Raw genomic sequence first — 23,714 nt, forward strand, 5'->3', positions numbered from 1 at the left:
AATAAAACCAATTAGTTCAGATCGATTCTTGGCGCTATGAATTTCATGTTGCCGGCGGATTCGAACTTCATATCCTTCGTAGATTTAATATGAATGGCACCGTCTGACGTAATTTCGATGAAGGAACCGGAGTTGTGGCTAATTTTTGCTCCGCCGGAGTCTACTTTAAGGAATATTCCTTGGTCTGACAGATTGATGCTTCTTTCCCTTCCCGTATTGCTGGCCCCGTATTTCAGTTCGTAGCCGCCTCTGTACTTTCTTTCAATGGCTCTGCCGCCATCGTTAGGGGAACCGTCGCCCAAGCCGATGAATCTTCTGGGCTCTGCCTGATCTCCGGTGCCATCGAACGAAATCTCTTGCTTAATCTTTTCGTCCATCTCATATTCCATGACCGGATAATTTGTCTTTTCTATGGTCATTTGCCCTTTTTGATCGGGGTTTTTCCAGTACAGATAGCGACCATCCTCAAGTGTTTTGTGCTTTTCGCTCCCATCCTTGACCTTGCCTGTAATGAATTTGATGCTATTACCTTCAACGCGGATATAGTTCGTCCACTCATTTTTAGCCACATTGGTCAATGTAGATAGCCTGCCTGCCGTCAGATCGGAAATAAATCCGTCCTGACTCGTAATGATATTGGTCGCTATGAGACCAGCGTCGATTGCACCGGCTCCAATTACGTCCCATTGATTCATGAAAATTTTCTTGTTCTCGGAATCCATGAGCAGGGTGTTATTTTTATCCGTCACGATCAGCTTTTTAACAATGGCAGTACCGTCCATTTTGATCCATACAGGGGCGTCAATTGCCTCTTCGGCACCTGCCCAAAATCCGGTTTGTGGGTACATTTTCATGATGCCGCCCCCGTCTCGCAGGGTGAGCTTAGAACCTTCAATTTCGCCGTTTTTGAAAAATGAGTTTTCGATTTGCGCGTCATCCGCAAATAGCTTGTTCATCCAGACATTGCCGTACATATCGGCCCGGAACGGTGCGGAAGACCAGGTGGAAGCCCCTAGGCTCAAGCCTTGCTGCTTGTTGACCTTGAACACTTTATCGCCCTCGCCGACCTGCAAATCGCCAATGAACATCAAATCTCCATCCAGGGTTGTATACAATGTTTTCTGGAAACCGCCGTCGCGCTTGCGTTCAATGACAAAGCCTTCATCTGCGGTCATCAATACTCGGTTCATGATGCTCGTATCTCCGCAGTTCTTACTGGCATAGCGATTTAGATAGAATCCGAATTTGTCCGGTGTCTCTGAAAGAAGCCCGAGCTTCACGACTTCCCGGCCGCAGCGGTCGTCAATCATGAGGCGCGAGCCCTCAATCGTAAACACACCAGTCGTATCGCCGATTACGACGCGTTGTCCCAGAATGATTTTGCCGAGTACCATCTCGGCAATGACGCCATCTGCGGAGATAGCCGTCTCGTAGCGGAGCCCACCAGAGCGGGTCAAGCCGACCTGACCGTTCGTCAAGCGAAGGAAGCGCAGCGGATCATTTGGGTCGGTAATGGTAATTCCCTTGTTGTTGATGTCGACCGTATTATTGATGCTCATGTTGATTTGGTTCGTAATTTTATCCCAGAAGTTATCGAACAGCTTGCTCATGCTCGATGTATCCACTACGGCCTTGCCCCACTTATTTTTGCTTGCGTCAACGATGATGGAGGTGTTTTTGGATTCATTCAGGAATTTTTCAATGCGTGAAGCTTCATCATTCACATTTTTAAAATTGCTTAACACGATGCCAATATTGGAAGATTCGAAATCATAATTGATTTCAGAGATACGCGCGACAACAGAGGTTTTCGTAGGCTCGTACTTGATATTGACGAAATCCCCCAGTTTGAGCTTATCCCAATTGTGCTGCTCCTCGATGACTTCTAGGAAGTTTACGATATCGATGTCGATGGAAAGCGACGGCTGCTGCAACTCCTTGAATTTTTCCAGCGCTGCCTCATATAGATCTTCCTCTTCGATGTATTTCTCATCGCTGAATTCTCTTTCGATGACGAACAAGTTAAGCTCCTGCAGCTGCTCCGGGGTGAAGTTCTGATCATGAGCAAGCGTTGCCTGAAGTTCGCTTATCTTGGTTTGCACCGCTTGCAATTGACGGTTTACAGAGTCGATCTCCAGTTGCTTCAGTCGAATCTGATTCTCTGTATTATCGAGACTGTATCGTTCCACGATGTCGCGGTCGGCGCCGGCAAGATTCCATTCATCTAGTGTAATGCTCGCAATTTGAAGAAAAACGCTGGCAGTGCCGCCATCGAAGCTGACGGTAACCTGTTCATCGCCCTTAACTTTGTGAAGAAGAACCCATTTACCCGACGATGAGGATACGGATGTACCATTAATCTGTATGTTCACGCCTTGCGCATTGTCTATTTTTGCTAATATAGCGTAGGGGTAAATGGGATTCAACGTGAAGGAGCGGGAGCTGCTGCCGCTGTGATGATATCGCTCGAAGAACATTTTTTGGTCGAATTGCTGACTAATGACTCTGTCCGTGACGACGACCTCATTGTTTTTTAGGCGATCCAATTCTACTTCAAGACTGCCAAGCTGAAGTTCCAGCGATTTTCTCTCTTTTAAAAAAGCATCGAACTGTCCTCTCTTCGATTCAACCAAGGCTTCATAGTCCTTCAGAGCATGACACAATGAGTCGCTCATATGATAGCTGGAGGAGAGAACCTGTTTCTGTTGATCACGTTCGAACGGGTACATGAAGTAGCCGAAATTCTCAATATAATTTTGACCAGTAGGATTCACTCGCTGAATGCCAAGGCCGTCATGACCGGTTGCCGACAGCCGGGTAACCATCTCATCGGTTTTTATGTTCTTTCCCAATGACTTCATGTATTTGCCGTAAGAGAAGGTAAGTCCGCGGTTGATGCCGGTCAGTTCCGGCTTCGTCATGCTGATCATGCGTTTGTCCGTATCGAAATGTACGATTGCGTTATAGGTCTCGGCAACGGAAAGCACTGCTGACAATACGTTGGTGTTCGGGAACTCGAACGCCCGGTAAGTAAGCTTGAAATCGGCATCCAAATAATCGATGCTCCATATCGTATTTTTCAAGAGATCGGTAAGCACTTGTTCTGCATGATACGATTGCGCTTCATACATGCGGATGGCTTTGTCGGTCAGCTCATGGGCGGCTGAATAACATTTGATTGTTTTGCTGTCTTTATCAGTGCCTACACTTTCGCTGATTTCATTAATCATGAACCATTCTGTCTGATTCTGGTGCACAACCTTGATCAAATAACGCTCCTTCAGGAGTTCAATATTACGGTTATCGATCCACAAATGGTTCACGTCTAGTCTATAAGGGACGGATAGCTCAAGCTCGTCCACATCATTCAGCTTCCTGCGGATATGGTCATCATATGCTTCGCTGAGTTTGGCGATAATTTCGCGGTTAGGCTTGGCGATGAAGTATTGAGGCTTATCCGGCTTGCGCTGCCAATCTATATCTCCTAGCAATTGTCTCACATCCTTTCATTGTTAAAAGTAGGGGAGAGAAAGATATGTTATATAGTACGATGACGCAGGCTTGTATTGAGTGCGGACTTGAATTTGTCCAGCAGGCTCTCACCCGTATCTCTGTCGTTAGCGTTAATCTCGACCTTGCTGATGTTAATGCTGCTGCTACTGTTGGAGTTCATGCTGGCGCTTTGATTCGGCATCTTTAAAGAGAAAGCATCGGGTTTCCACGCCTTCATCGATCCGACGATATTGCGTGTCATGTCCACGATTTTCAGCATGTTGGAGGTGTCCGCTTTATTGAGGACAATTTCTTTTTCATGGGCAAGAAGCCACTTCGGTCCAGAGAACTGAGGTGTTATGCCGCCTGATTCGGCTGAAAACGGTGGTTTTTTGTTCTCTAGCTCTTTAAAGGAACCGTCGAGAAAATGATGCTTGGCACGTAATATATCATTCGCTTTGCGCAGTTTTTCGATTTCCTGCTTGGACTTTTTGATATCGGGATGATTTGGGTTCACGCGGCTTAGGTCGATCACATCCTTCGTGAGCTTTTCCGCCTTCCGTTTATTGTCCAAATATTGATTCCAATCCCTGAGCTGCTGACTTTGATCGGAGCTGCCGCCGCTTTGTCCCGAATTCCCGTTGCTGGTTGAAGGGGAGCCATTACTAGATTTGCTCTCATGATCGGTGAATTTGGTAAAATCATTGAAATCCTGTTTAAAGGAAGAATTAAGATTTTTGAACATTTTCTCACCAATGATTTCACTCTGAGTAGCGAGATAATCAAAAAATACGTTATAAGATCCCCGGATTTTACTGAGCTCTTCATTCATTTTAACTGTATCATTGCCCATTAGTAAGGCCTTCAAATTATGATATCTTTCCTCATCCTCGAGAAGCCCTTTATAGTGCTGATCAATCTTTTTCTTTTCTTTATCCAGATCGTCAAGCTTATTTTTATGTGCTTCCTCTTCAAGTTCTTTTTGCTTCTCAATGATTTCTCGTCGATCCTCGAGTTGATCCTGCAAACCGTTTTTGCGCTGCTCACGCTCATGATCGCGCTTATATTTCGAGATTTCCTCGTTTTTCGTGTCCAGTTGCTCCTGAATGTTTTTTCGCTTGACCTTTGCTTCGAACGAGCTGTCCATTGCAAGCACATTGAGCTTGTCCTGCAGCAATTGTCTTTCCTGAATCAGCTTTTTGAGCTGCTCCTCATAGTCATCTTCCGCATTCGCTCGATCGAAGGATTTTAACTGAGCATTGATATATTTCTCATAGTTTTTGAGATCTTTGTCCAGCAGCTTCGTGCGTTTTTCGTAACGTTCATTTTCTTTTTTGATTTCTTCCTCGACGGCCTGCTCTTTAAGCTCTTTTTCTTTCTGATACAATTTTTTCAGATTATCGATGATCTTATCGGCCTGCTCGGATTTTGTTCTTACCTCGGCGTCATGAAAGTCTACGATTTGCTTGCGGGCATCCTGATGGTATTTTTGCAGTAGTTGGAGCTTGAATTGTATTCTCGCTTTTTCAGCGGGACCCAGATCAGTGCCCAATTTGCGTTCGAGCTCGATTAATTGCGTATTGATGTCGAGATTCATTTGGACATACTGATCGGCAATTTGCTTATCAATTTCGACCGCTCTTTTTTTCTTTTTTTCCGTATCCAGGCTGCCAAGCAGTTCTTTTTCCTGTTTCAGCTTTTCGATGTTTTGCTCGTATCCGGCGACCATCGCCTCAGCCTGTGCTTTACCGGTATCTTCCGCTTGCTTAACAAGTTCCTCATCTTTGCCCTGCATCAATCCTGTGAGGCTTTTCAGATAAACTACAGCGGCGCGCTTTTGCTCTGCTGTTTTTTTGGGATTGTTCAAAGTACGTTGAGCGGTGTATATTTCATCATTGAGTTCACGGCGCTCTTGGAGCGAATCCTGATAGCCTGTTTCAACATACTGGGCATACTTTGTCTTCTCTTCCGGAGTATCAATCTCGCCCATCATAGCGATGTTATGCTTGATGTTATCCTGTTTCTTTTTGTGCTTGTCCTGATTGGCCTCCCATTTCTTGCTGTAGCCCTCCGACAAACTCATGACCGCTTGATCAATTTTGGATCTCGTTTCATTTAAAGAGTTGGTGACAGAAATATAATCCTCAACATCCTGTTCCAGCTTCTTGGCGAACTCGGTGTTCTTTTTATCTTTTGCGATTTTCTCAAGTTTTCCCCCGACATCTGCTACTACCTCGCCGTTTTTGTCAACGAGTCCATGTGCGGTCAGCTTTTGCTTCAAAGCAAACTTCTCATCATTTTGGACTTTGCGCAGGTTATTCAGAACGGTAAGCAGGTCGTTATACAAGGAGATGCGTTTGGTTAAATGCTGATTGTAGCTTTTCCCCGATGCGATCGCCTCATCGATTTGTCGCTGGTTCGTTTCCAAGGAGGCATTGACCTTATTGACGGCCTCTTCCTCTTTATTGAATTTAATGCTGGATGTAAAGGTTTCTTCTTTTTCCTGCTTATCCTTTCCTGAGGAAGGGGAGGAAGAGGATTTTGACCCGGATTTTGAATTTACTCCATAATTGGGGTTAGAAAGTAAATTAAAATAAGATTTTACTCTATCTTCTCTTTCACTTGAGCCGGCTAGAAAAGCGTCAATCTCACTTATAGACTCATCAATTTTAGCATTTCTTTCCTTAGTAAATTTCTGATACACTTGAGAATTCTTAAATGATTCCGGTAGATAAAGATAACCCAGACCTAAAGTCTCAATGGAGTCTTTTCTATCGATTAAGTCATCTTTTAACTTCCGAGCAGTAGCGGCATCGCGAATTGCTCCCATTTCTTCATGAAATGCACCAATACGCACTAGTGTATTGTTTAAAGTTGCAATTGCATCCTCTTCATCTTTTTGCATACTATCTATTGCTTTTTGAATTCTTGCTTTTCTTAGTTCATCTAGAGCGCTGACTTCAATATAATATCCATCTGCATTTTGCTTTACTTTATCGGTTAGTTCAGGGTAATCTGTGATTAATTGAGTTACCTGTTCTGCAGATAGTGCCTGAGAATTGTTTAAATCGTAGATGATTTGATTCAGTTTTTTTATCTCAGGACCGTATTCATTAATTGCGTTCTTAAAAATATCTTTGTTTGATGCTTTTTCATTAAATTTATCCAGATCATTGAGTAATTCTGGATTCATTCGCATTTGGGCAAGAGATATCTTTATTTTTTTCAATAGATCATCTGTAAAATTAATAGATGGGACTGTTTTTTCAATAGCTGCTCTAAAGTCATCAACCGTTTGAATATCGGAATTTTGAAAAACTTTAAAAATATTATCGAACTGATCTTTTGAAACATCTGCATTGGAATTTGCAATTACTTCTGCAAGAACATTGAATAGGTCACGTGTTGAACCGCTTATTTTCGTTCCCTCTGCTTGAAATTCATCAATATAATTTTCAAACTCACCTAACAGCGCTTCTTTTTTCGTTTTAATGGAATTCTGAAGATTACTAGTCTGTTTATTTAACTCTTCATCAGCAGCCTGTAATTCTTTATAGAAGTCTTGCCTCTGAAAATTAACACTTCGTAAAAATTGAGGATCATTACGATCATGTTCTGGAATTGCAGAAAATCTTTTTTCGAAATCAGTTATTTTTTGTTGTGCTTCAAGTTTTTTTTGTCTTGCTTTCTCTACTTTAGGTAGTTGTTTTTCTATTTCAGAATCGATTTGTGATTTATTGCTTCTATACTCAATTGCTGCCTGATCTCTTAATTCCTTAGTTTGTTCTTTGAGAAGGGAGATTTTTAATTTAATAAACTCAATATTTTCTTGATATGCAGAGTTACTGCTGTCTAATGCGTTTAAGGTAATTCCGTATTTAGACTGGAGCTCGCTTTCGATGCTTGCTAGCCTCATTCGCTCTTCAGTTGTCAAGCTCAGCTTTTTAGCCAGTTCCTCATAGCCTTGTGCTAAATTTTCAAGATTTTTTTGATCGGAAATGGATTGGATCATTTTGTCCGAAGTTTCGGTTACGCTCACCATTTCGGTTTTTGTGTCGCCAAAGAGGCCAATAACCTTTTCTGCTAACCAGCCAATTGCGGCAAACCCTATTCCTACTAGACTTGAAGCAAACAGTCCTTTTAATCCTGCCTTTAAAACATTTGTTACTGCAGTTAATCTGCCAACGCCTGCTGATGCCGCGTTTGCAGCGGGGACGATGCCGAACATAGCCGCAACCGCTTTTGCATTTTCTATAATAAGAGATTTAAAAACGCGATTAAGCACGGATAGTGTCGTAGTTACCGCAAATATCACGACAGGGAGCGTTCCGAAATGCTCGGTTAACCAGGATATGCTGGTACCTGCGGCAGTAGCTGCATTGATCAAACCGATAAGAGAATCAGTCAAGAAGGCATCTCCCACCGTAAGGGCAAGCTCTTGCCAAGCGGTTTGCATACGATTGATTCGTCCTTCAAGGGATTCCATGTACGATTCATTGTCGCGCATGGCCGAGCCCTGACTATTCAACGCGGTTTCCGTAGCCCCTACGGCCATCTGATAGTTGGACATAAGCGCAATGAACGGCTTGATTTGATCTCCGCCCAAAGACTTGGCAATGTCAAACTGTTTCTCAAGGGATAGAGAACTCCATTTTTTCGCCAGTTGATCCAAAATGTTGGAGGCAGTTTTCAATTCTCCCGTTACCTGATCCCGAATGGATACGCCGACATCACTTAGGTTTTCGGCTGAAGCTTTGTTATTTGCCTTTGCATAAATCGTACTTAATGCCCTGCCGATGCTATCTCCCGATTCTTGGGTGACAGATCCGATCGCAGTTGCATGTCCAAGTAATTGTTCCATGCTTACGCCATATTTCTTGGCATCTGCTCCAGCTTGATTCATGGCGAGACCGAGATCCTTCGTAGAATAAGAGAACTTATTGTTGACTTCATTTAGTGCATCCAGAATATGGACGCTTTTACTTGCTTCGATATTGAAGTTTTCCATCGCGCCGGATATTGTTTTGACTGCTTCTTCAGAAGAAAGATCGGTAACGTTCTGGGCAAGCATGGCTGTCCGGTTGATTTTCGTCGACTGATTCCCGTCGAACCCTTTGCGTGCAATCTCCTTGGTAGTATCCAATACGTCGTTCAATGTACTGCCGTACTGTTTCGCTGTCTTGATTGACTCAGTGAGCATTCGATTAAAGTTGGTATCGGAGCTCATTACCTTTTTCAATTGATTTATTTTTTTATCAACTTGCTCAATGGTGGAGATGGCGTTTTTCAACGCCGCAGTCGTAGTTGAGGACAACCAGGTTAACGTTTTGGAGAAAGCAGCTTTTAATTTATCACTCGATTTATCTGCTTGTTCTTCTATTTGGGCGAAGATTTGGAAAATGGATTGAATATTGAAGTTGAGATTAACATTCATATTTAATTGATGTCTTCCCAATGCTCTTATTAAGTCGGTAGTGTTCACGATATATGATCCCTCCTTTTTGTTCGTTAAGAAATAACACAACCAGCATCCTGCGAGATGCTGGTTGTGTTATTGCCTACGCATGAATTTGTTCCACGATCTCGCAGAAGCGATCGTAATGATCGGCTTCGTCGCCGGCATATTCCAGAGGGGAACGGTGCAGAACCGATTCCCGAATGGATTGCAGCATTGTTGCATTGCTATCGTTCTGTTCGATGATGACTTCTTCGCGAGCTAATTGTTCAATCTCCTGAATACGTTGGTCGTTGTCAGAGAAATGATATATATCATCGATCATTAGGGGATTGCCATCTTCGTCTCTTGCAAGGTAATACTGGTTGATTTCGTTCAGATCCGCCGTAAACTGTTGGTATTGCTCCATAAGCAGCTTCTTAAACCGGGTGCGCATTCTACTGTGCTCCCGTTCAAGCTGCAATCGATGGAGAAATTGAATAAAAGGCTCTAGTTCGTATTTAAATAGCTTCATGCAGAACTCCTTTTAAAAGATATGATTGGGAGGGGGAGTGAACATCTTATCAATGCTATATGAAGGTTTACGTTATAATGCAGCTTCTGATTCGTCCGCCTTGCTATCTTGCAGAGTGGAGGAGATGGCCATCTCGCCAATCATGCTGCCCATATTATTGCTAACATCTGTTAGCTTCTTGTCTATCTTAGCAAGCTCTTCCTTTGGATACGCATCGAATACTTCTTTCATAATTCCGGTGTCGAGCAGGGACTTCGATACCGTTACCAATTCCTCGATTTGATTTTCCTTCGGGATCGGCAGGTTCGAGAATTCCCGCAAAATCAAGGTGTAGAGAAGTGCCAATGTTCCCCGAATCAATTCATCGTCGACTTCCGATCTTGACTTCAGATCATGGAGCAGTGTTAAGTAGGCGAATACAGTCTTCTCAATAAGAGATTCTCTGAATACCGTATGAATAGTGACCTCATATTCATTATCGTGAACCATAATTTTTTTACGTTCATTAAACTTGGATTCCGCTTTTTTCAGACCTGTGACTGTCAATTTTTTAGCCATGCCAAATCACTCCTTATGTAAGATATGGTTTCGTATCATGAGAAGGATTAGGGGAGGGACAGGCCCTCTCCTAATCGCTCAATGCATCAAGTATTATTATTCTTTGGAGTCGTAGACGATCATGTCCGCAATCGTGTCTTCTCCGTTAATTTTTTGTGGGAACAGATCGAAGACAAGGCTCAATGTCGTTGGATCTCCTTCGGAACCGGAGCTGAGCGTGAAGTTAGGCTGCAGCTTCGCTTTATAGAATACCGTTTGCACGGCTGCTGCTTCTGTGGACACCTCGTCCATGAAAATTGTGTCGCCGACAAGCTTCACGTATTTCGGGAAGCTTTTCGCCGTGAAGGACAACTTGTGGGCGGATTTCACTTCGGATTGATAGAATACTTCGACCTCGTCACCGATTTTAACGGTAGCAGAAGCATCCAACTTCACGACTTTGCCGGTTGCGGCGCCTTTTTGGTTCTGCTTCACGGCAACGCCGTTCACGAACGGATAGATGACGATGTCGCCAACCGGAGCCTTCTGCAGATTCACAATCATTCCATTGGAGCCGTCATCTTCGACTTTGGCGATTTCCGTGCGGTAAATGTTTTGCGCGGCTTCTTTGATGTCCTCGCCCGCAAGCATCGCAAGGTGTTCCATCGAGAAGATTTGCGTATCCACTTTAAGCGTCGCTGTTTTCTCGCCGTCCCAAGCGATTCGGCGGGAGCCTGCGCCCATTGCATAGACGCGAGTCGATTGAATTTCTTGCGAGCTTGTTTTCGCATAGTCCATCGTCATAAGCGGAGCGTTCGTAGCTGCATCGAAAAATTGAAGATTCAAAACATCGCGGGAACCGTAACGACCAAGATTAAATGCCATAGTAATATTTCCTCCATATCAACACTGTAATGTAGTAGTTTGTGTATTTTAAAATTTGGTTTTGCTTATCCATTCGGGCAACTGCGCATTTTCTTGCAAATAGCCGTTTGCCCAGACTGGAAGAAGTCTTTGGTATTTGTCTTTTACTATCGTACGTTCAAAATGCTCATACGCTTGATAGATGGTAAGCTGATGAACATTGAACACGTTGATGCCATTGCCGTCGGCTGCGCACAGGATCGACAGAATATCCTTAAGATCCAGACTGTCCTTCTGCTTATGCTGGTTGCGGTAATGATTCAGCTTGTCGAGAATTTCCTTTGCCTTACCGTTTTTGAACTTCGGATTCGGATTAGCTGCATCTACGATCGCATTGAGCTCCTGAATCGATGAACTTATTTTTGTATAATTATTTTTATTAATAAATTCAACTTCGCCAACATAAAAAGCAAGTCTGTTCTCATCAAATTCTACAGTATCCTTCACGAACACCGATAAGGACTTCGCAATGTAATCGCGAATGGCTTGATTCTGGATGAGAACATCATAATCGTTTTCATCCTTCAATGATTCATATTTTTCGAAGTTGATTCGAAACAGCTCGAGCAAGATTTTGCTCTTGTCGAACAGGCTCAATTGCAGATGGATCATATAATCCAAGTAGCCCATGTCGGCAATCTCTGCAATTGTAGGCGAGTAAAGCTTAATTCCGGTATCCGTTATGTACGGATAGCCAAGGAATGCTTGTAGACGATCAATCACCATAACGGCCACCTAAAGAATCTGTTATTGAACTGCTTGCTTAACGGCAGTGGCAAATGTGAAGGCCGGTACTCGCTTGGCGGAGACCTTGACCGTCGCTCCCGTTTTGGGATTGCGAGCGGTGCGTTCCGTGCGATTCTTGACCGAAAATTTGCCGAAGTTCGTAATGCTCACATCATCATTAGATGCCAAACTTGAAATGATATGATCTAATGATGATGTGATGATAGCCTCGACTTCTTTTTTCTTGTAGCCTGTATGTTCTGCTACTAATGAAATCAATTGACGCTTGTTCATGTTATCACCTCCTTAATGCTTATTTTTAGTTTAATATCATAATATAAAACGATCTGCACGTTATGAAAAAGCTAGTAAAAATAAAGGATTTTTGGTCATTTCTAAATCGTTACGCATTCCTTTGCTGTCTGAATTTTTCAACTCGGGCCCTCGTTTTCAACCGTTCAAGATCTAAGGCGCATGCTTTACAGTGCTTCATGCGGTTAGAGGACAGCCGAATGAGCTTGCCGCAATTATGGCATGACCCGATGCGCTTGCTTCCATTATAGTAATCTAGATAATCGCCGATATTATCGAAGCTGTTAACAGTCAATACGGTATTTGCCGATCGAGTTCCAATCAAATCAAGGAAGGAAAGCTGTATTTTACCCCGATCAAGGACGGTCAGCAGGCCAGTATTGGAACATTCATTAATGATGGCGTTAATCTTATGTTTGGAGGATAGGCCTGCTGTTTCGGCTAGCTCCCGGTAGGCTTTTTTCGTGCCTCCAAAGTGGTTCTGAATGCTGTCCTTATCGAAGCAAATCCTGCAAATCTCGACCTTTACTTTATGCAGGACAAGCAGGGATAGCAGCACTTTCTGATGAGACTCTTCAAGTCCTGTGTTGCGGATAAAGTCCATTTCTTCCTCGGTTACATCCGTGCTTTTAATAACAATCAATTGATTCGTCTTTTTGCTTCCATAAGCAAGCACGGAGTTAATCAATTTATAGTGCTTCACATAGTCGTAGCCTTCCATATGCTTCTCACAGAAATCAAGCAGCCATTGCTTGCGTTCTTTCGGTTTGAAGCCTAAGTATTTCAAATATTTCACAAGAATTTTCAATTCGTAATTATGCGAGTTGGTCATGAATCCATGCTCCAGGAGATACTTGGCATAGGCTTCTTCATCATATTTATAATTCATTATAAGGTCACCTGCTTTAAGGAATAAGTTTTATTCAAATATTTAATGTCTCCAGATGGAGACGGGCTAGGGAACAGGATCGGAGAGTCGGCTCTGTTATGCTTAACATTCTCAAAAATCACATCTCCGTAAGTATTCCATAGCACGTCCTTATTGGAATTCTTCTTTTCTTCATAAAAAAGCCTGATTAAATAATTGACGAGTTCACTCTCATTCGAACACACCCGGTTCATTCTGTTCTTAAGCAATTCATAGCGGTTATTGATTTGTGTTCCGATATCTTCGATATATTTGGCACCGTAATGATTCGGTAGTGCACCTATATTGCCCATCTCCTTGACAAGTTTATTGTAGTTGGCCATTTCTCGCTTAACGGCAAGATAGGTTTTGTCATGTTCCTCCATGTTGGGGGCAAGATACACCTGACAATCGAATTTCTTTATTTTAATATCATTATGTTTATTTTTAATCTGTGAATGAACGGCTTCAATATGTTTGCACAGCATATTCATGATGCAATCGCTGTCGATAACCGGCATGAATTCTTTATACTTGTTCACAAATTCCCTTTCTTCGTCGGTTTTATTTTCTTTCTCTATTAACTGCTGAAGCTCGATACCGTATTTTTGCTGGCATGACAGCTCATAGCCGTTTACATGCTGGGCATATTTGTTTTTCGTATCTTTATACAAGTAAATAAAGAAATAAGGATATTTATTTAACAATATAGAATTATGGAATCGCTTGATGCTTGCGACGTCTTCTGGCTCATGATCTTGTATTCGATCGTACTGTGTCCAATGGTCGGGTATTCCCTTGACGTTTCTCCCGATTTTGGCCTTGTCGATTTGGGCCGACTGCAGCTTGGTACACATTTTTAACCGATTTAATAATGTGCAATGCTCGTTACTTTCTGGTTCGAAATTAGGAAGAAGGGCATAAGCTGACGTACTTTTGTTTGTAATTGACCCGATGATGGAACCGAACGCGAACAAATCTGCTTGGTACAAATCCTCCTCCGATATTTGCTTCGCTTGCGGCTTCGGCGCTTCATAAGCTACAGGCAGCTCAGCTTCGTATATTCCTTTGATGATTGTTGCATCCGACGTAGTCGCTAAAATATCATAGTCGAAATCGGATCCTGCCCATTTCATTGTTTCCTCACCGAATACGTTCACAATAATTCCGCTGTAACAATAGCGGTACCAATATGAAGTCATCTCGTTTTGGATGAGGTTCAGCTTGACGTGCTCGCTTCGATAGGTGAGGGGAGCACGCATCGAATTTACAATGTTGACGTTTTTCTGATTCCAATAATGAGAGTAATATTGCTTGCGTCCGAGCAATCCGGTAACAGGCAAGCCGCATGCATGCTGCATGAAGGCAAAGGGATCGCTAATAATGGTTTGAAAGTTGCCGTCTACGATGATTTGGCCTAAAGCACCTTGATTAATTCGTGTTTTTATCAAATCGTAAATTTTCTTCTGTATGTAAGGGTCTTTGATCAAATCATGGTTCATGATTAAGCTCTTGACCCAATAATTTTCGCTATTTTGCAAAAAATCCGCGATCTTATCAGCATGAGCGTTGCGGCCAAGCAAGAAAAGCAGTGTATAGTAGATGTTATCGAGAGTCACTCCACTAATCCAATCTACAAATTTACGGCATACGTCTTCAATGTCGGTGCGATCCAGATTTAGCGTTTGGAGGAATTGGTAGTTCAGTTTCAAGATATCGTTATCTTGTTTCGGACTGAACAGGGACACTCCCCAATGCAGCTCGTTTTTGCGGCAGTTCTCTTCGTATATTTCTGAGCTATCGAAGGAGTCCCACAGCTTGAACTGACTTTCCGTTAAAATGACATCTATGTTCCGCAAATCTACTAACTTCGGGGTGCCGTCTTCATTCTTGTACGATGTCTGAATGATGTAGCTCCCATTGTTGTATTTTTCGCAAAACTCATGAATCGGGAAGGTGCACAGCATACCCTTCATGAAGCTTTGCCGTATGCACCAGGTAGACGGAACGTAATCCAATTGCAGTTCTTCAGACCATTGCTTTGCTTTTTCATAACTGATTAATCCTTGGCCATCGAATCGATTGAAGTACTCTGTAATGGTTCGGACATCAATCATATCGTCTTCCGTCCCCGTTGTTTCCGTGACATAGTTAACTTGCACATCTTGAGGACTGTGGTAGTCCGGCACAACACAGAACCGGGGAGGGCTGACAACCTTAGTAGCCGAGCCATATAACCCTAGATAGGCATTGTACTTGGATGGCGTTAGCGGCTTGGATAGATTTCTTCCATTGTCCAATATTGATATCAGCTTTGCGCAGGTTTGTTCCTCACAGAACACGACTGTAGACGATCGCGCTTGACCTGCCGAACAGGATAATCGTATGTATCTTTTTCCATTAAGCTGGAGACCGTGTTGATGCAAATATTTATAATGAGCGGGATGCTCCATTACGATTGTGATGTACTCGGGAATGAACATCATATGATCGATAACAGATCGAAGCTTCTCGATTTGCGCAGAGTTCTTAGTTGATTTCCGCTGCTTCTTTAGAATATCCCTTTCGGCATACCATTGGTCAAGCTTCTGCATGTCAATGTCTTGATTGGTAATGCGGCGAATTGTTCGAAGGAATTGATTATCGAATAGCGCGATGATTTCCCCATAATCTTTTGCTTGCTCAAGAGTCAAATTTTCAATGTTATATTTGAATTCCTTGAGACGAGAAGATTTGAACTTCATGACATAAAATTGTCTACTCTTCATGATGTTTACACTCCATTATATTTACTTTATTAGTTCGTTGTAAGAATTGTGAAAGGTCTAAAGAATGGCTCTTATTGCTCAATTGCTTCCATACAGTCTCTACAGTTCAATTTTCTTTACCCTCCTTGTTTAAATTGCCTGTTGTTGACGAATTCAATATAGCACTCAGCAAGAATGTAGTCAATTATTATTTTTACTTTATAAACAAAAGGGAAATCGCGAATGCTGTTGAATATGAATATTGATGTTGAATTGTTATAAGTGTTCTTGCTGTAATCCATAATGAATAATAACTTTAAGAAAAGTAGGAATGATGTATTATTTTTATTTTCTCGGTTGTGTGATACAATTGTATTACATTGTATTACATAGTATACATATGAGGTGGAACGGTATGAAGAAAGATAGAGTTATGCTCCAGGAGCGCATATATGAAGAAATGCAACGGATAGCGCAAAGCAGAAAATCAATGCATCGGATAAATGAGAACACCCTTTTTTTCAATATACCCGTCGGGACGCTACAATCCATTGCAACAGGCATGATGGAACTGGAAGAATTGAGCAATATTCAACTTTGCCAACTTTGTTTAAGTATATATAAAGAAACAGAAAACATGGAACTATCACCTTTTGAATATTTTACGGAGACCGAGTTGCAAATCGCACATAAAAGCAAAAATGAATTTGTTTTTAATAAAAATAATTTATTTCTCCCATTAAAAATTCAAAATGTCATAATGGTTGATTTAGAGCATTATATTACGAAAATTAAATTGTCATATTTAGTGAAAATGTATCACTCTCAACTCATCCTATACGATTTTGAAACACAACGTAGCGCCAAATTCAAAAGAGGAAGTGAGGGTGTCGTTCCCGTTCCTGATGTAAATAGGAGAAGTGTAGAAGAAATTTCACGTAAGATGATAGATGAGACATATTTATCGGACATGATCACGCTTAATGTGTACTCAGATGAAGTCGAACCTGTGCAGTATCATGCGAAGAACATGGAGCTTACCATCAATGAAGGAGCGGTCATATCTATCTTGGATGGATTCCATCGTTTGACCGGTGGGGTAAGAGCAATGGAAATCAATCCAGAGCTTGACCTGGAACTCATTCTATCGATACGTTCTTATGATACGGAGAAGGCAAAGAAGTACTTTGGACAAATCAACACAATCAACGTAGTAAAACCCGAAAGGCTTCGTGAGCTTAAGCAAGAAAAATATTCGGATATCGTTGTGAGAGATTTGCAGCAGAAATCAGATTTGAAGGGCAAAATTGCCTCTGCGGCGAAGGTTAGCAAGTTAGCGGGGCAATTGACTACTTTTGATATTTTAAGTTATGCTATTGACAATGTTTTTCGGCCCACCACCACGCTAGAGGCTAGAGAGTGCTCGAATTATTTGATTCATTTTTTTACTTACTTAGTAGGTAATTTTACAGAGGAATTTATTACGAATCCGGACAAATATAAGTACACTTATTTGAATCATCCCCTAATGTTTGCTGGATACATTCAGATTGCCAAGAACTTTTTGGATGAGAATAAGCGTCTAAATGAGATAAAGAAATATGTCGATGCTATCAATTTTAAAGACGAACGACTAGTAGCTATCTTTGAAAGCCCTAAAGGTCCAAATCACAAGAAAAACAGGGATATGATGATCGATTATTTCCAAAAAGGGTGAAGCATGTGTCGAATCGAATATACAGCGACGAAATGTTCAATCAAAATATAAAAATTATGTTTCTAAAGGATTATCCAGAAAACACCCGTTTGGCATATTCGCGTGTTTTAAAGAGAGCAAAGTATTTAGAGGATCAGGTATCAAAAGATTTGTATGACTTCAATCTACATGAGATCGTCCAGCTTCTTAGATTTCTGTCACCTACATCTTATGCTTCTGCGTTGTCTTCATCATCTATCATTCAAAATTATATACGATGGTCGATTGAACAAGGATTACGGGTTTCAAATATGAATCCTCTGGATGCAGTAGTAGGGGATGAATTCTACAAAAATGTCATCGACGTATCAAGGAAGAACTTGTTTACCTTGGAGGAGATTGAGAATATAACTGGTGGCTTAGTGAATTTTCAAGACGCTGCGATGATTAGGGGCATATTTGAAGGAATTATGGGGCACGGATACTCGGAGCTGCTAAATCTAAAAAAAGTTCAATTGGATCCACATCACTTATTATTACAGCTCGTTAATGAAGAGAAGGACAGGACTACTCACCGTGAAGTACAAATTTCTGAAGAATTAATGCTTATGCTTATCAAGGCGGCAGAAGAATCGGAATATTACAAAAATAACGGCAACCCGAGTCCTAATATCAAGGCGCCTACCTCAAAGCTTGTTGACAATGATTTTGTATTTCGGTCATCTATTTTAAATGTGAAGAGCTACGAACGGGCAGACAAGCATCTTGTTCTTCGCAGGCTGAAAAATGTTGCTGAATGGTTTGGCCAACCGACGTTAACCGCGATAAATATCCGTAATTCCGGCATGTTGTATGCAGCATATCAGCTATACAAAGATAATGGAAAGCTGGAGAAGAATGAAATTGACTATGTATGCCATAAATTTAATATAGCCAAGCTGAAAGGCTCTGAATTTTATAATGTGTCACGGTTGAAAAAAGAGTTTCTTAGCATCGAAAAAATAATACAAGTGTACGAAGAAGAATAGGTGGAAACTTATTCTTCTTTTTTGTTGACAGAATAACGTAGAAATGGTATATTCATAACATATTAAATATGTATATATTTATTTATATAATACAGGAATATGCTTATGTAATTGTGGGGAAGAGAAAAAAATTTTAAAAAAAGTCTATAAACCAAAAATAAACAAATAAAATATTTATAAATCTATTAGAATAATTGTTTAAAAAAATGTGTCCAAAATGGCGTACAATACATACATAAGCTGCTTGAATGAAGAAAACATGTGGATGTTACAAGATAGTAATCGATATGGGGGCAATATATATGAATACTTGATCACAAACGACATCATGTGCTTACTTCGTAGAAGGGGAGACAAAACATGGAGCGCGTAATGAAGAGTCTGAAAATCGATGCAAAAGCAACGGAACTAATCGCAATGATTACATTCTTATTCCCAACCAATGGCGAGAAGGAGAGACTCATACATGAGTGTGCGGAGATGAATATGAAGGATATTAATAAGTATGTATTTGAGTATCGAAAACAAAAAATAAAGAGTACAATGTATTTTTCGATAACAGAGTTTAATGAATATTGGAATGAAAGTCGAAAAAAAGCGCTTGAGCGTCTATTTCAAGAACCGCTGCATGAGAGTAAGTTAAGGAAAATGAATATTGATCATTCAGAACGAATTTTCCAAATACATAGTAAGCAACCATATGATATTAGGTTCATGAATTTTTTGCTATATCTTTGAATAGGTAGTAAATAGAATTTTGATTATAGTAATGATTTATTTGATGGAGGAATGGATGAAAGGGATAAAAGTTGTAATTATCGCTTTTTACGCAGGGTATATTGTTTTATATCATCATGATATATGGCTAGGGTACAAAGATTATCTAACTCGCGTTAATCGTGGGGTAGGGAATAAACAAATCGTTCATGTAGATAAAACCGATGAAGTTAATCATAGGCAGCCCAATATATCCTCCGTACCGTTGTCAGCGGATATTTTGAAATTTATTTGGGAAAAGACAAATGAAAAAGGCGTCGATTATTTATCTTTTCTTGCTCTAATAAAAACCGAAAGCAATTTCAATCCAGAACTTATTTATTATAATGATAATGGTACCATTGACTATGGACTTGTTCAGATAAACTCGGCCAATATAAAACGTTTGTCCAAAAAAATAGATATTAAAAAAGTGGATGTGTTCAATCCATATCATAATGTTATGCTCGGATTAGAGGAACTCATGGAATCGCGAGAGTATTGGAAACGAGAGTATGCTGGAGACAACTTAGATTTGGTTATGTATATGTCGTACAATATGGGCAATTACGGAAGTAGAAAGTTTATAAAAAAACATGGATTAATAGACAGTCAATATATAAAAAAGCTTAAGAAAAATAGAGAGACATTATTGAAGAATTTAATAAAATAAAAATAGACATATATAATGAGGTGTTTTGACATGATTAATGTAAGTATTTTGTTAGAGCTGCTTGAAGATTATTGCAGAGGAGAATTGACACTTAGTGATATGAGTGAATTTAAGGAGATATTAATTGATTTGTTGGATGAAGTTGAACGATTGATTGACAGGCATTATAGGATGTAAAGACTATAAAAATAGGAACTGGGGTGATATTATGTGTGAGTTATTATTAAAATGCTTGATCGATTACTTAAGTGAAGAAGAGCTAGAATGTATACTGAATACGATAGCAGAACAATCCAAAAAGAGAATTTTAGATCAAATATTAGATACGCAAAGTATCGATAAATTAATTGAGATGAAAAATGATTATCACAAAATAGGTTTTCTTACATATGCGATATGGGAAATGAAAAAACAATAAAATAAAAATATACAAATAAGGAGTTGTTATTTTGATAAAACTATTTGAAAGAGTGGTAGAGGTCATGTTTTGGAGTCGAATGTTTAAAGATGTTAGACAAGTTCATTATCATATCGCATATAGGCAAGGAAGATTTGATGAGAAATATTGCAAGCAACAAAATAGGTAATGAAAAAGCGTGTTTATTATCATTCGTTCCTGCTCCAAAACATTTAAAATGGGAGCGAAAATGAGGTATACTGAACAACGTATATGGTCAATGATCATAGATCAATGGAACGATGGATGATGAACCGATAAGGAGAATGTACGCGAATGCGAAAAGAGCCTCACCAAACGAATCAAAATATACCCGATCGAGCGGTGCTCGTTACTTTAATAACAGATGATGTCAAGCGGAGCGGGGTTGATCCCCAATATTCGCTTGACGAGCTGGTGCAGCTGGCGGAAACGGCTGGCGTTGAGGTGTTGACCACGATGACACAGCAGCGTGAATTCCGTGATCCTAGATGGTTCATAGGGAAAGGCAAGGTACAAGAACTCAAGGCGGTCATTGATGAGATGGGTGCAACGACCGCTATTTTTGATCAAGAGCTGTCTGGCGCTCAAGTCCGCAACCTGGAACAAGCGTTGGATGTGAAGATTGTAGACCGTACTCAGCTCATTCTCGATATTTTCGCACAACGAGCAAAAACAAGAGAAGGTATCATTCAGGTGGAGCTGGCACAATTGTCATATCTGCTCCCTCGTCTATCCGGACACGGGAAGAACCTGTCTCGTCAAGGCGGCGGTATCGGGACAAGAGGGCCCGGGGAATCTCAATTGGAAACAGATCGCCGCCATATTCGAGGACGTATAACTGACTTGAAGCGTCATCTACACGAAGTCGTTCGCAACCGCAATCTGCATCGAGAGCGCCGTAAGAAGACAGGAGCGTACCAGGTTGCGCTTGTCGGCTATACGAATGCGGGGAAGTCAACGCTGCTGCGACAACTGACTCAGGCGGATGTGTATGTGGAGAACCAATTGTTTGCGACGCTGGATCCGACTTCTCGCCAGTGGGAGCTTCCTAGCGGCAAGGAAGTGGTCTTAACAGATACGGTTGGCTTTATTCAAAATTTGCCTCATGATCTCGTAGCGGCTTTTCGTGCGACATTAGAGGAAGTGAATGAGGCTGATCTCATTTTGCATGTGATGGACGCTTCTTCGCAGATGCGAGAGGATCATATGCGGGTCGTAGAGGATATTTTGCAGCAATTAGGAGCGGGAGCCAAGCCGCAAATTGTTCTCTATAATAAGAAGGATCTGTGCACCCCAGAACAACGACAGATGCTGCCGCATGATAAAGATCACTTTATTATAAGCGCTTATGATGAAGGGGATCTGGAGCGTATTCGGCAGGCAGTGCAAGATCAATTGTCCGGCCAAACGGTTACCTACCGAATATCCGCGGATCGTGGGGATTTGATTGCTTTGATCTATCGACTGGGAGAGGTTCTGGAGCAGGAGATTGACGAGAATGATCTGCTGCTTAAGGTTCGGTTGGATCGGCTAGCTGCTGAGCAGCATGGATATAAGTTGAAAGATTACATCAATAAATAAGCTTTCCTTCATGGGAATGGATCAAGGGGAATGGATAAGATGCAATTTACAGCAAGACTGGAGCAATTGGAGCAGCAAATCGAAGAGAAGATTGCTGGGCAGGTACGTGGAATCGAGCGAATTGCTGAGCGGAATCAATGGAAGGTTATTCAGGCGTTTCAGAAGCATCATGTGAGTGATTTTCACTTTGCGGGATCGACGGGGTACGGCTACAATGACCGTGGACGCGAGGTGCTTGATGAGGTATATGCTCAAGTGTTCGGTGCGGAAGCGGGATTGGTGCGACCTCATTTTGTATCAGGCACACATACGATTGGGACGGCTCTGTTCGCCGTACTTCGCCCTGGCGATGAATTGTTATACATTACGGGGACACCGTACGACACGCTGCATAAGGTGATTGGCAAAGAGAATGATGGGACAGGCTCTCTGCGTGATTGGGGAGTATCCTATAATGAGGTGCCGCTGACTGAGGCAGGAGATGTAGATTGGGAGCATGTGCGTGAAAGCATAACCGAGCGTACGAAAGTCATAGGCATTCAACGTTCACGCGGTTATGGATGGAGAGCATCCTTCACGGTTGAACAGATCGGTGAGATGGTACGGCAAGTAAAAGCGATTAAGCCGGATGTTGTTGTGTTCGTGGATAATTGCTACGGGGAATTTACAGAACTGCAGGAACCGACGGAGCTAGGTGTTGATGTAATGGCCGGCTCGCTTATTAAGAATCCAGGAGGCGGTATTGCGGAAACAGGCGGTTATATTGTCGGTAAGCGCGTGTATGTGGAAGCAGCGGCCTCTCGCTTAACTGCACCGGGAATTGGCGGAGAAGTCGGAGCTATGTTAGGGATGACACGTTCGATGTATCAAGGTCTCTTCTTAGCGCCAAGCATCGTTGGACAAGCAGTGCGGGGCAGTGTGTTTGCAGCAGCCTTGTTCGAGGAGCTTGGGTTTGAGACCTCGCCGCATTGGAAGGTGCCTCGTACTGATTTGATTCAAGCCTTGCGATTCCATACAGCCGATCATCTAATCGCGTTTGTTCAGGGGATTCAGAAAGCCTCGGCCGTTGATGCACACGTCGTGCCTGAACCATGGGACATGCCTGGTTATGAGCATCCAGTCATTATGGCGGCAGGTACCTTCATTCAAGGGGGGAGCTTGGAGTTGTCAGCCGATGCGCCGATTCGAGAGCCATATACAGCTTACATGCAGGGTGGGCTTACGTATGCGCATGCGAAGCTCGGAGCACTGACAGCACTGCAAACCATGGTTGATCGAGGCTTGCTAGAGCTATAAAATTATTTTGTTAGATTTCCTGACATCCATTGACATGTTTGCTTCCAGGGGATAAAATGAGAACAAGAAAGGCATAGCACATACTCTGATCGGAGTAAATTCACTGATGAGCGACCGCGCGTAACAGGCGTTGTTAGACTAGGATGTCAGTTAGCGCACACAGCACGTAAACTTTCTTTTATGACAAACTAGGAAGGTTGATAAGCAGTGGGAGATGAAATTCGCAGAAATATGGCGTTGTTTCCAATCGGCATCGTGATGAAGCTGACGGATTTGACGGCTCGTCAAATTCGTTACTACGAACAGCATGAATTAATTATGCCTGCTCGTACTTCTGGAAACCAGCGTCTCTTTTCCTTCAACGACGTAGAGCGATTGCTTGAAATCAAGACACTTATTGAAAAGGGAGTCAACATAGCAGGCATTAAGCAGGTACTGAATCCGGTAACGAAGGAATCGGAAGAGGCAACTGTGCTTAGTGAAGCTTCGGAGAGCAAACGCAAGGAATTGTCCGATCTCCAATTGCACCGCATGTTGAAGCAGCAGCTTATAGCCGGTAATAGACCGGGGCAAGTATCGCTGATCCAAGGCGAACTGTCTCGTTTCTTTACAAAATAGATATGAATCTAAT

General features: G+C 41.8%; 17 protein-coding genes. 8 read left to right on the top strand and 9 right to left on the bottom strand.

What is annotated here, in order from left to right; all coding sequences use genetic code 11:
• Positions 1 to 11: 11 nt before the first annotated feature.
• The 9 genes from M3661_RS07155 to M3661_RS07195 form a co-directional block, all read right to left on the bottom strand.
• Positions 12 to 3,491 carry a phage tail spike protein gene (locus M3661_RS07155; RefSeq protein WP_251483177.1) on the bottom strand — a complete coding sequence of 1,160 codons (3,480 nt, stop codon included), beginning with the start codon at positions 3,489 to 3,491 and terminating at the stop codon, positions 12 to 14.
• 47 nt (positions 3,492 to 3,538) lie between these two features.
• Positions 3,539 to 8,974: a phage tail tape measure protein gene (locus M3661_RS07160; RefSeq protein ID WP_251483180.1), complete on the bottom strand. Its 5,436-nt coding sequence runs from the start codon at positions 8,972 to 8,974 to the stop codon at positions 3,539 to 3,541.
• A 76-nt stretch (positions 8,975 to 9,050) separates the two neighbouring features.
• Positions 9,051 to 9,461, bottom strand: coding sequence for a hypothetical protein (locus M3661_RS07165; RefSeq protein WP_251483182.1), 411 nt, complete (start codon positions 9,459 to 9,461; stop codon positions 9,051 to 9,053).
• A 72-nt stretch (positions 9,462 to 9,533) separates the two neighbouring features.
• Positions 9,534 to 10,019, bottom strand: a complete 486-nt coding sequence (locus M3661_RS07170; RefSeq protein WP_251483184.1) for a hypothetical protein — start codon at positions 10,017 to 10,019, stop codon at positions 9,534 to 9,536.
• Between the two features lie 96 nt (positions 10,020 to 10,115).
• The gene (locus tag M3661_RS07175) at positions 10,116 to 10,883 is read right to left on the bottom strand and encodes a hypothetical protein (protein WP_251483185.1); all 768 of its coding nucleotides are present in this window, start codon (positions 10,881 to 10,883) and stop codon (positions 10,116 to 10,118) included.
• 48 nt (positions 10,884 to 10,931) lie between these two features.
• Positions 10,932 to 11,648, bottom strand: coding sequence for a hypothetical protein (locus tag M3661_RS07180; RefSeq protein ID WP_142542920.1), 717 nt, complete (start codon positions 11,646 to 11,648; stop codon positions 10,932 to 10,934).
• Positions 11,649 to 11,669: 21 nt separating this feature from the next.
• Complete coding sequence (locus M3661_RS07185) at positions 11,670 to 11,942, bottom strand: HU family DNA-binding protein (protein ID WP_142542919.1); 273 nt, start codon at positions 11,940 to 11,942, stop codon at positions 11,670 to 11,672.
• 109 nt (positions 11,943 to 12,051) lie between these two features.
• Positions 12,052 to 12,849: a hypothetical protein gene (locus M3661_RS07190; protein ID WP_251483188.1), complete on the bottom strand. Its 798-nt coding sequence runs from the start codon at positions 12,847 to 12,849 to the stop codon at positions 12,052 to 12,054.
• On the bottom strand, positions 12,849 to 15,635 hold the full coding sequence (locus tag M3661_RS07195; protein ID WP_251483190.1) for an RNA dependent RNA polymerase: 2,787 nt from the start codon (positions 15,633 to 15,635) through the stop codon (positions 12,849 to 12,851). The genes M3661_RS07190 and M3661_RS07195 overlap by 1 nt, the downstream gene beginning before the upstream one ends.
• Positions 15,636 to 16,029: 394 nt before the next feature.
• Between M3661_RS07195 and M3661_RS07200 the strand changes: the two genes are divergently transcribed.
• The 8 genes from M3661_RS07200 to M3661_RS07235 all read left to right on the top strand — a co-directional run bounded on the left by M3661_RS07200 (position 16,030) and on the right by M3661_RS07235 (position 23,701).
• The gene (locus M3661_RS07200; protein ID WP_251483192.1) at positions 16,030 to 17,331 is read left to right on the top strand and encodes a DNA sulfur modification protein DndB; all 1,302 of its coding nucleotides are present in this window, start codon (positions 16,030 to 16,032) and stop codon (positions 17,329 to 17,331) included.
• A 5-nt stretch (positions 17,332 to 17,336) separates the two neighbouring features.
• A complete protein-coding gene (locus tag M3661_RS07205) occupies positions 17,337 to 18,338 on the top strand; it encodes a phage lytic cycle repressor MrpR family protein (protein ID WP_251483194.1) in 1,002 nt (333 codons plus the stop codon).
• A gap of 360 nt (positions 18,339 to 18,698) precedes the next feature.
• Positions 18,699 to 19,076 (top strand): hypothetical protein, encoded by a 378-nt coding sequence (locus M3661_RS07210; RefSeq protein ID WP_251483196.1) that lies wholly within the window; start codon positions 18,699 to 18,701, stop codon positions 19,074 to 19,076.
• Positions 19,077 to 19,131: 55 nt separating this feature from the next.
• Entirely contained in the window at positions 19,132 to 19,767 is a 636-nt protein-coding gene (locus M3661_RS07215; RefSeq protein WP_251483198.1) for a transglycosylase SLT domain-containing protein, read from the top strand.
• Between the two features lie 30 nt (positions 19,768 to 19,797).
• On the top strand, positions 19,798 to 19,944 hold the full coding sequence (locus M3661_RS07220; protein WP_251483200.1) for a hypothetical protein: 147 nt from the start codon (positions 19,798 to 19,800) through the stop codon (positions 19,942 to 19,944).
• A 556-nt stretch (positions 19,945 to 20,500) separates the two neighbouring features.
• Positions 20,501 to 21,787, top strand: a complete 1,287-nt coding sequence (gene hflX, locus M3661_RS07225) for a GTPase HflX (protein WP_065293008.1) — start codon at positions 20,501 to 20,503, stop codon at positions 21,785 to 21,787.
• A 39-nt stretch (positions 21,788 to 21,826) separates the two neighbouring features.
• Positions 21,827 to 23,083: a methionine gamma-lyase family protein gene (locus M3661_RS07230; protein WP_251483202.1), complete on the top strand. Its 1,257-nt coding sequence runs from the start codon at positions 21,827 to 21,829 to the stop codon at positions 23,081 to 23,083.
• Positions 23,084 to 23,290: 207 nt separating this feature from the next.
• Entirely contained in the window at positions 23,291 to 23,701 is a 411-nt protein-coding gene (locus tag M3661_RS07235; protein ID WP_065293010.1) for a MerR family transcriptional regulator, read from the top strand.
• The last annotated feature ends 13 nt before the right edge of the window (positions 23,702 to 23,714 follow it).

Origin of the sequence: Paenibacillus sp. MER 180 (assembly GCF_023713665.1) — a bacterium.
Taxonomy (GTDB): domain Bacteria; phylum Bacillota; class Bacilli; order Paenibacillales; family Paenibacillaceae; genus Paenibacillus_B; species Paenibacillus_B suaedae.

Coding starts and splice junctions, on each gene's coding strand:
- M3661_RS07165 (WP_251483182.1), bottom strand. CDS start 9,461: ATGAAGCTATTTAAATACGAACTAGAGCCTTTTATTCAATTTCTCCAT.
- M3661_RS07170 (WP_251483184.1), bottom strand. CDS start 10,019: ATGGCTAAAAAATTGACAGTCACAGGTCTGAAAAAAGCGGAATCCAAG.
- M3661_RS07175 (WP_251483185.1), bottom strand. CDS start 10,883: ATGGCATTTAATCTTGGTCGTTACGGTTCCCGCGATGTTTTGAATCTT.
- M3661_RS07180 (WP_142542920.1), bottom strand. CDS start 11,648: ATGGTGATTGATCGTCTACAAGCATTCCTTGGCTATCCGTACATAACG.
- M3661_RS07185 (WP_142542919.1), bottom strand. CDS start 11,942: ATGAACAAGCGTCAATTGATTTCATTAGTAGCAGAACATACAGGCTAC.
- M3661_RS07190 (WP_251483188.1), bottom strand. CDS start 12,849: ATGAATTATAAATATGATGAAGAAGCCTATGCCAAGTATCTCCTGGAG.
- M3661_RS07195 (WP_251483190.1), bottom strand. CDS start 15,635: ATGAAGAGTAGACAATTTTATGTCATGAAGTTCAAATCTTCTCGTCTC.
- M3661_RS07200 (WP_251483192.1), top strand. CDS start 16,030: ATGAAGAAAGATAGAGTTATGCTCCAGGAGCGCATATATGAAGAAATG.
- M3661_RS07210 (WP_251483196.1), top strand. CDS start 18,699: ATGGAGCGCGTAATGAAGAGTCTGAAAATCGATGCAAAAGCAACGGAA.
- M3661_RS07215 (WP_251483198.1), top strand. CDS start 19,132: ATGAAAGGGATAAAAGTTGTAATTATCGCTTTTTACGCAGGGTATATT.
- M3661_RS07220 (WP_251483200.1), top strand. CDS start 19,798: ATGATTAATGTAAGTATTTTGTTAGAGCTGCTTGAAGATTATTGCAGA.
- hflX (WP_065293008.1), top strand. CDS start 20,501: ATGCGAAAAGAGCCTCACCAAACGAATCAAAATATACCCGATCGAGCG.
- M3661_RS07230 (WP_251483202.1), top strand. CDS start 21,827: ATGCAATTTACAGCAAGACTGGAGCAATTGGAGCAGCAAATCGAAGAG.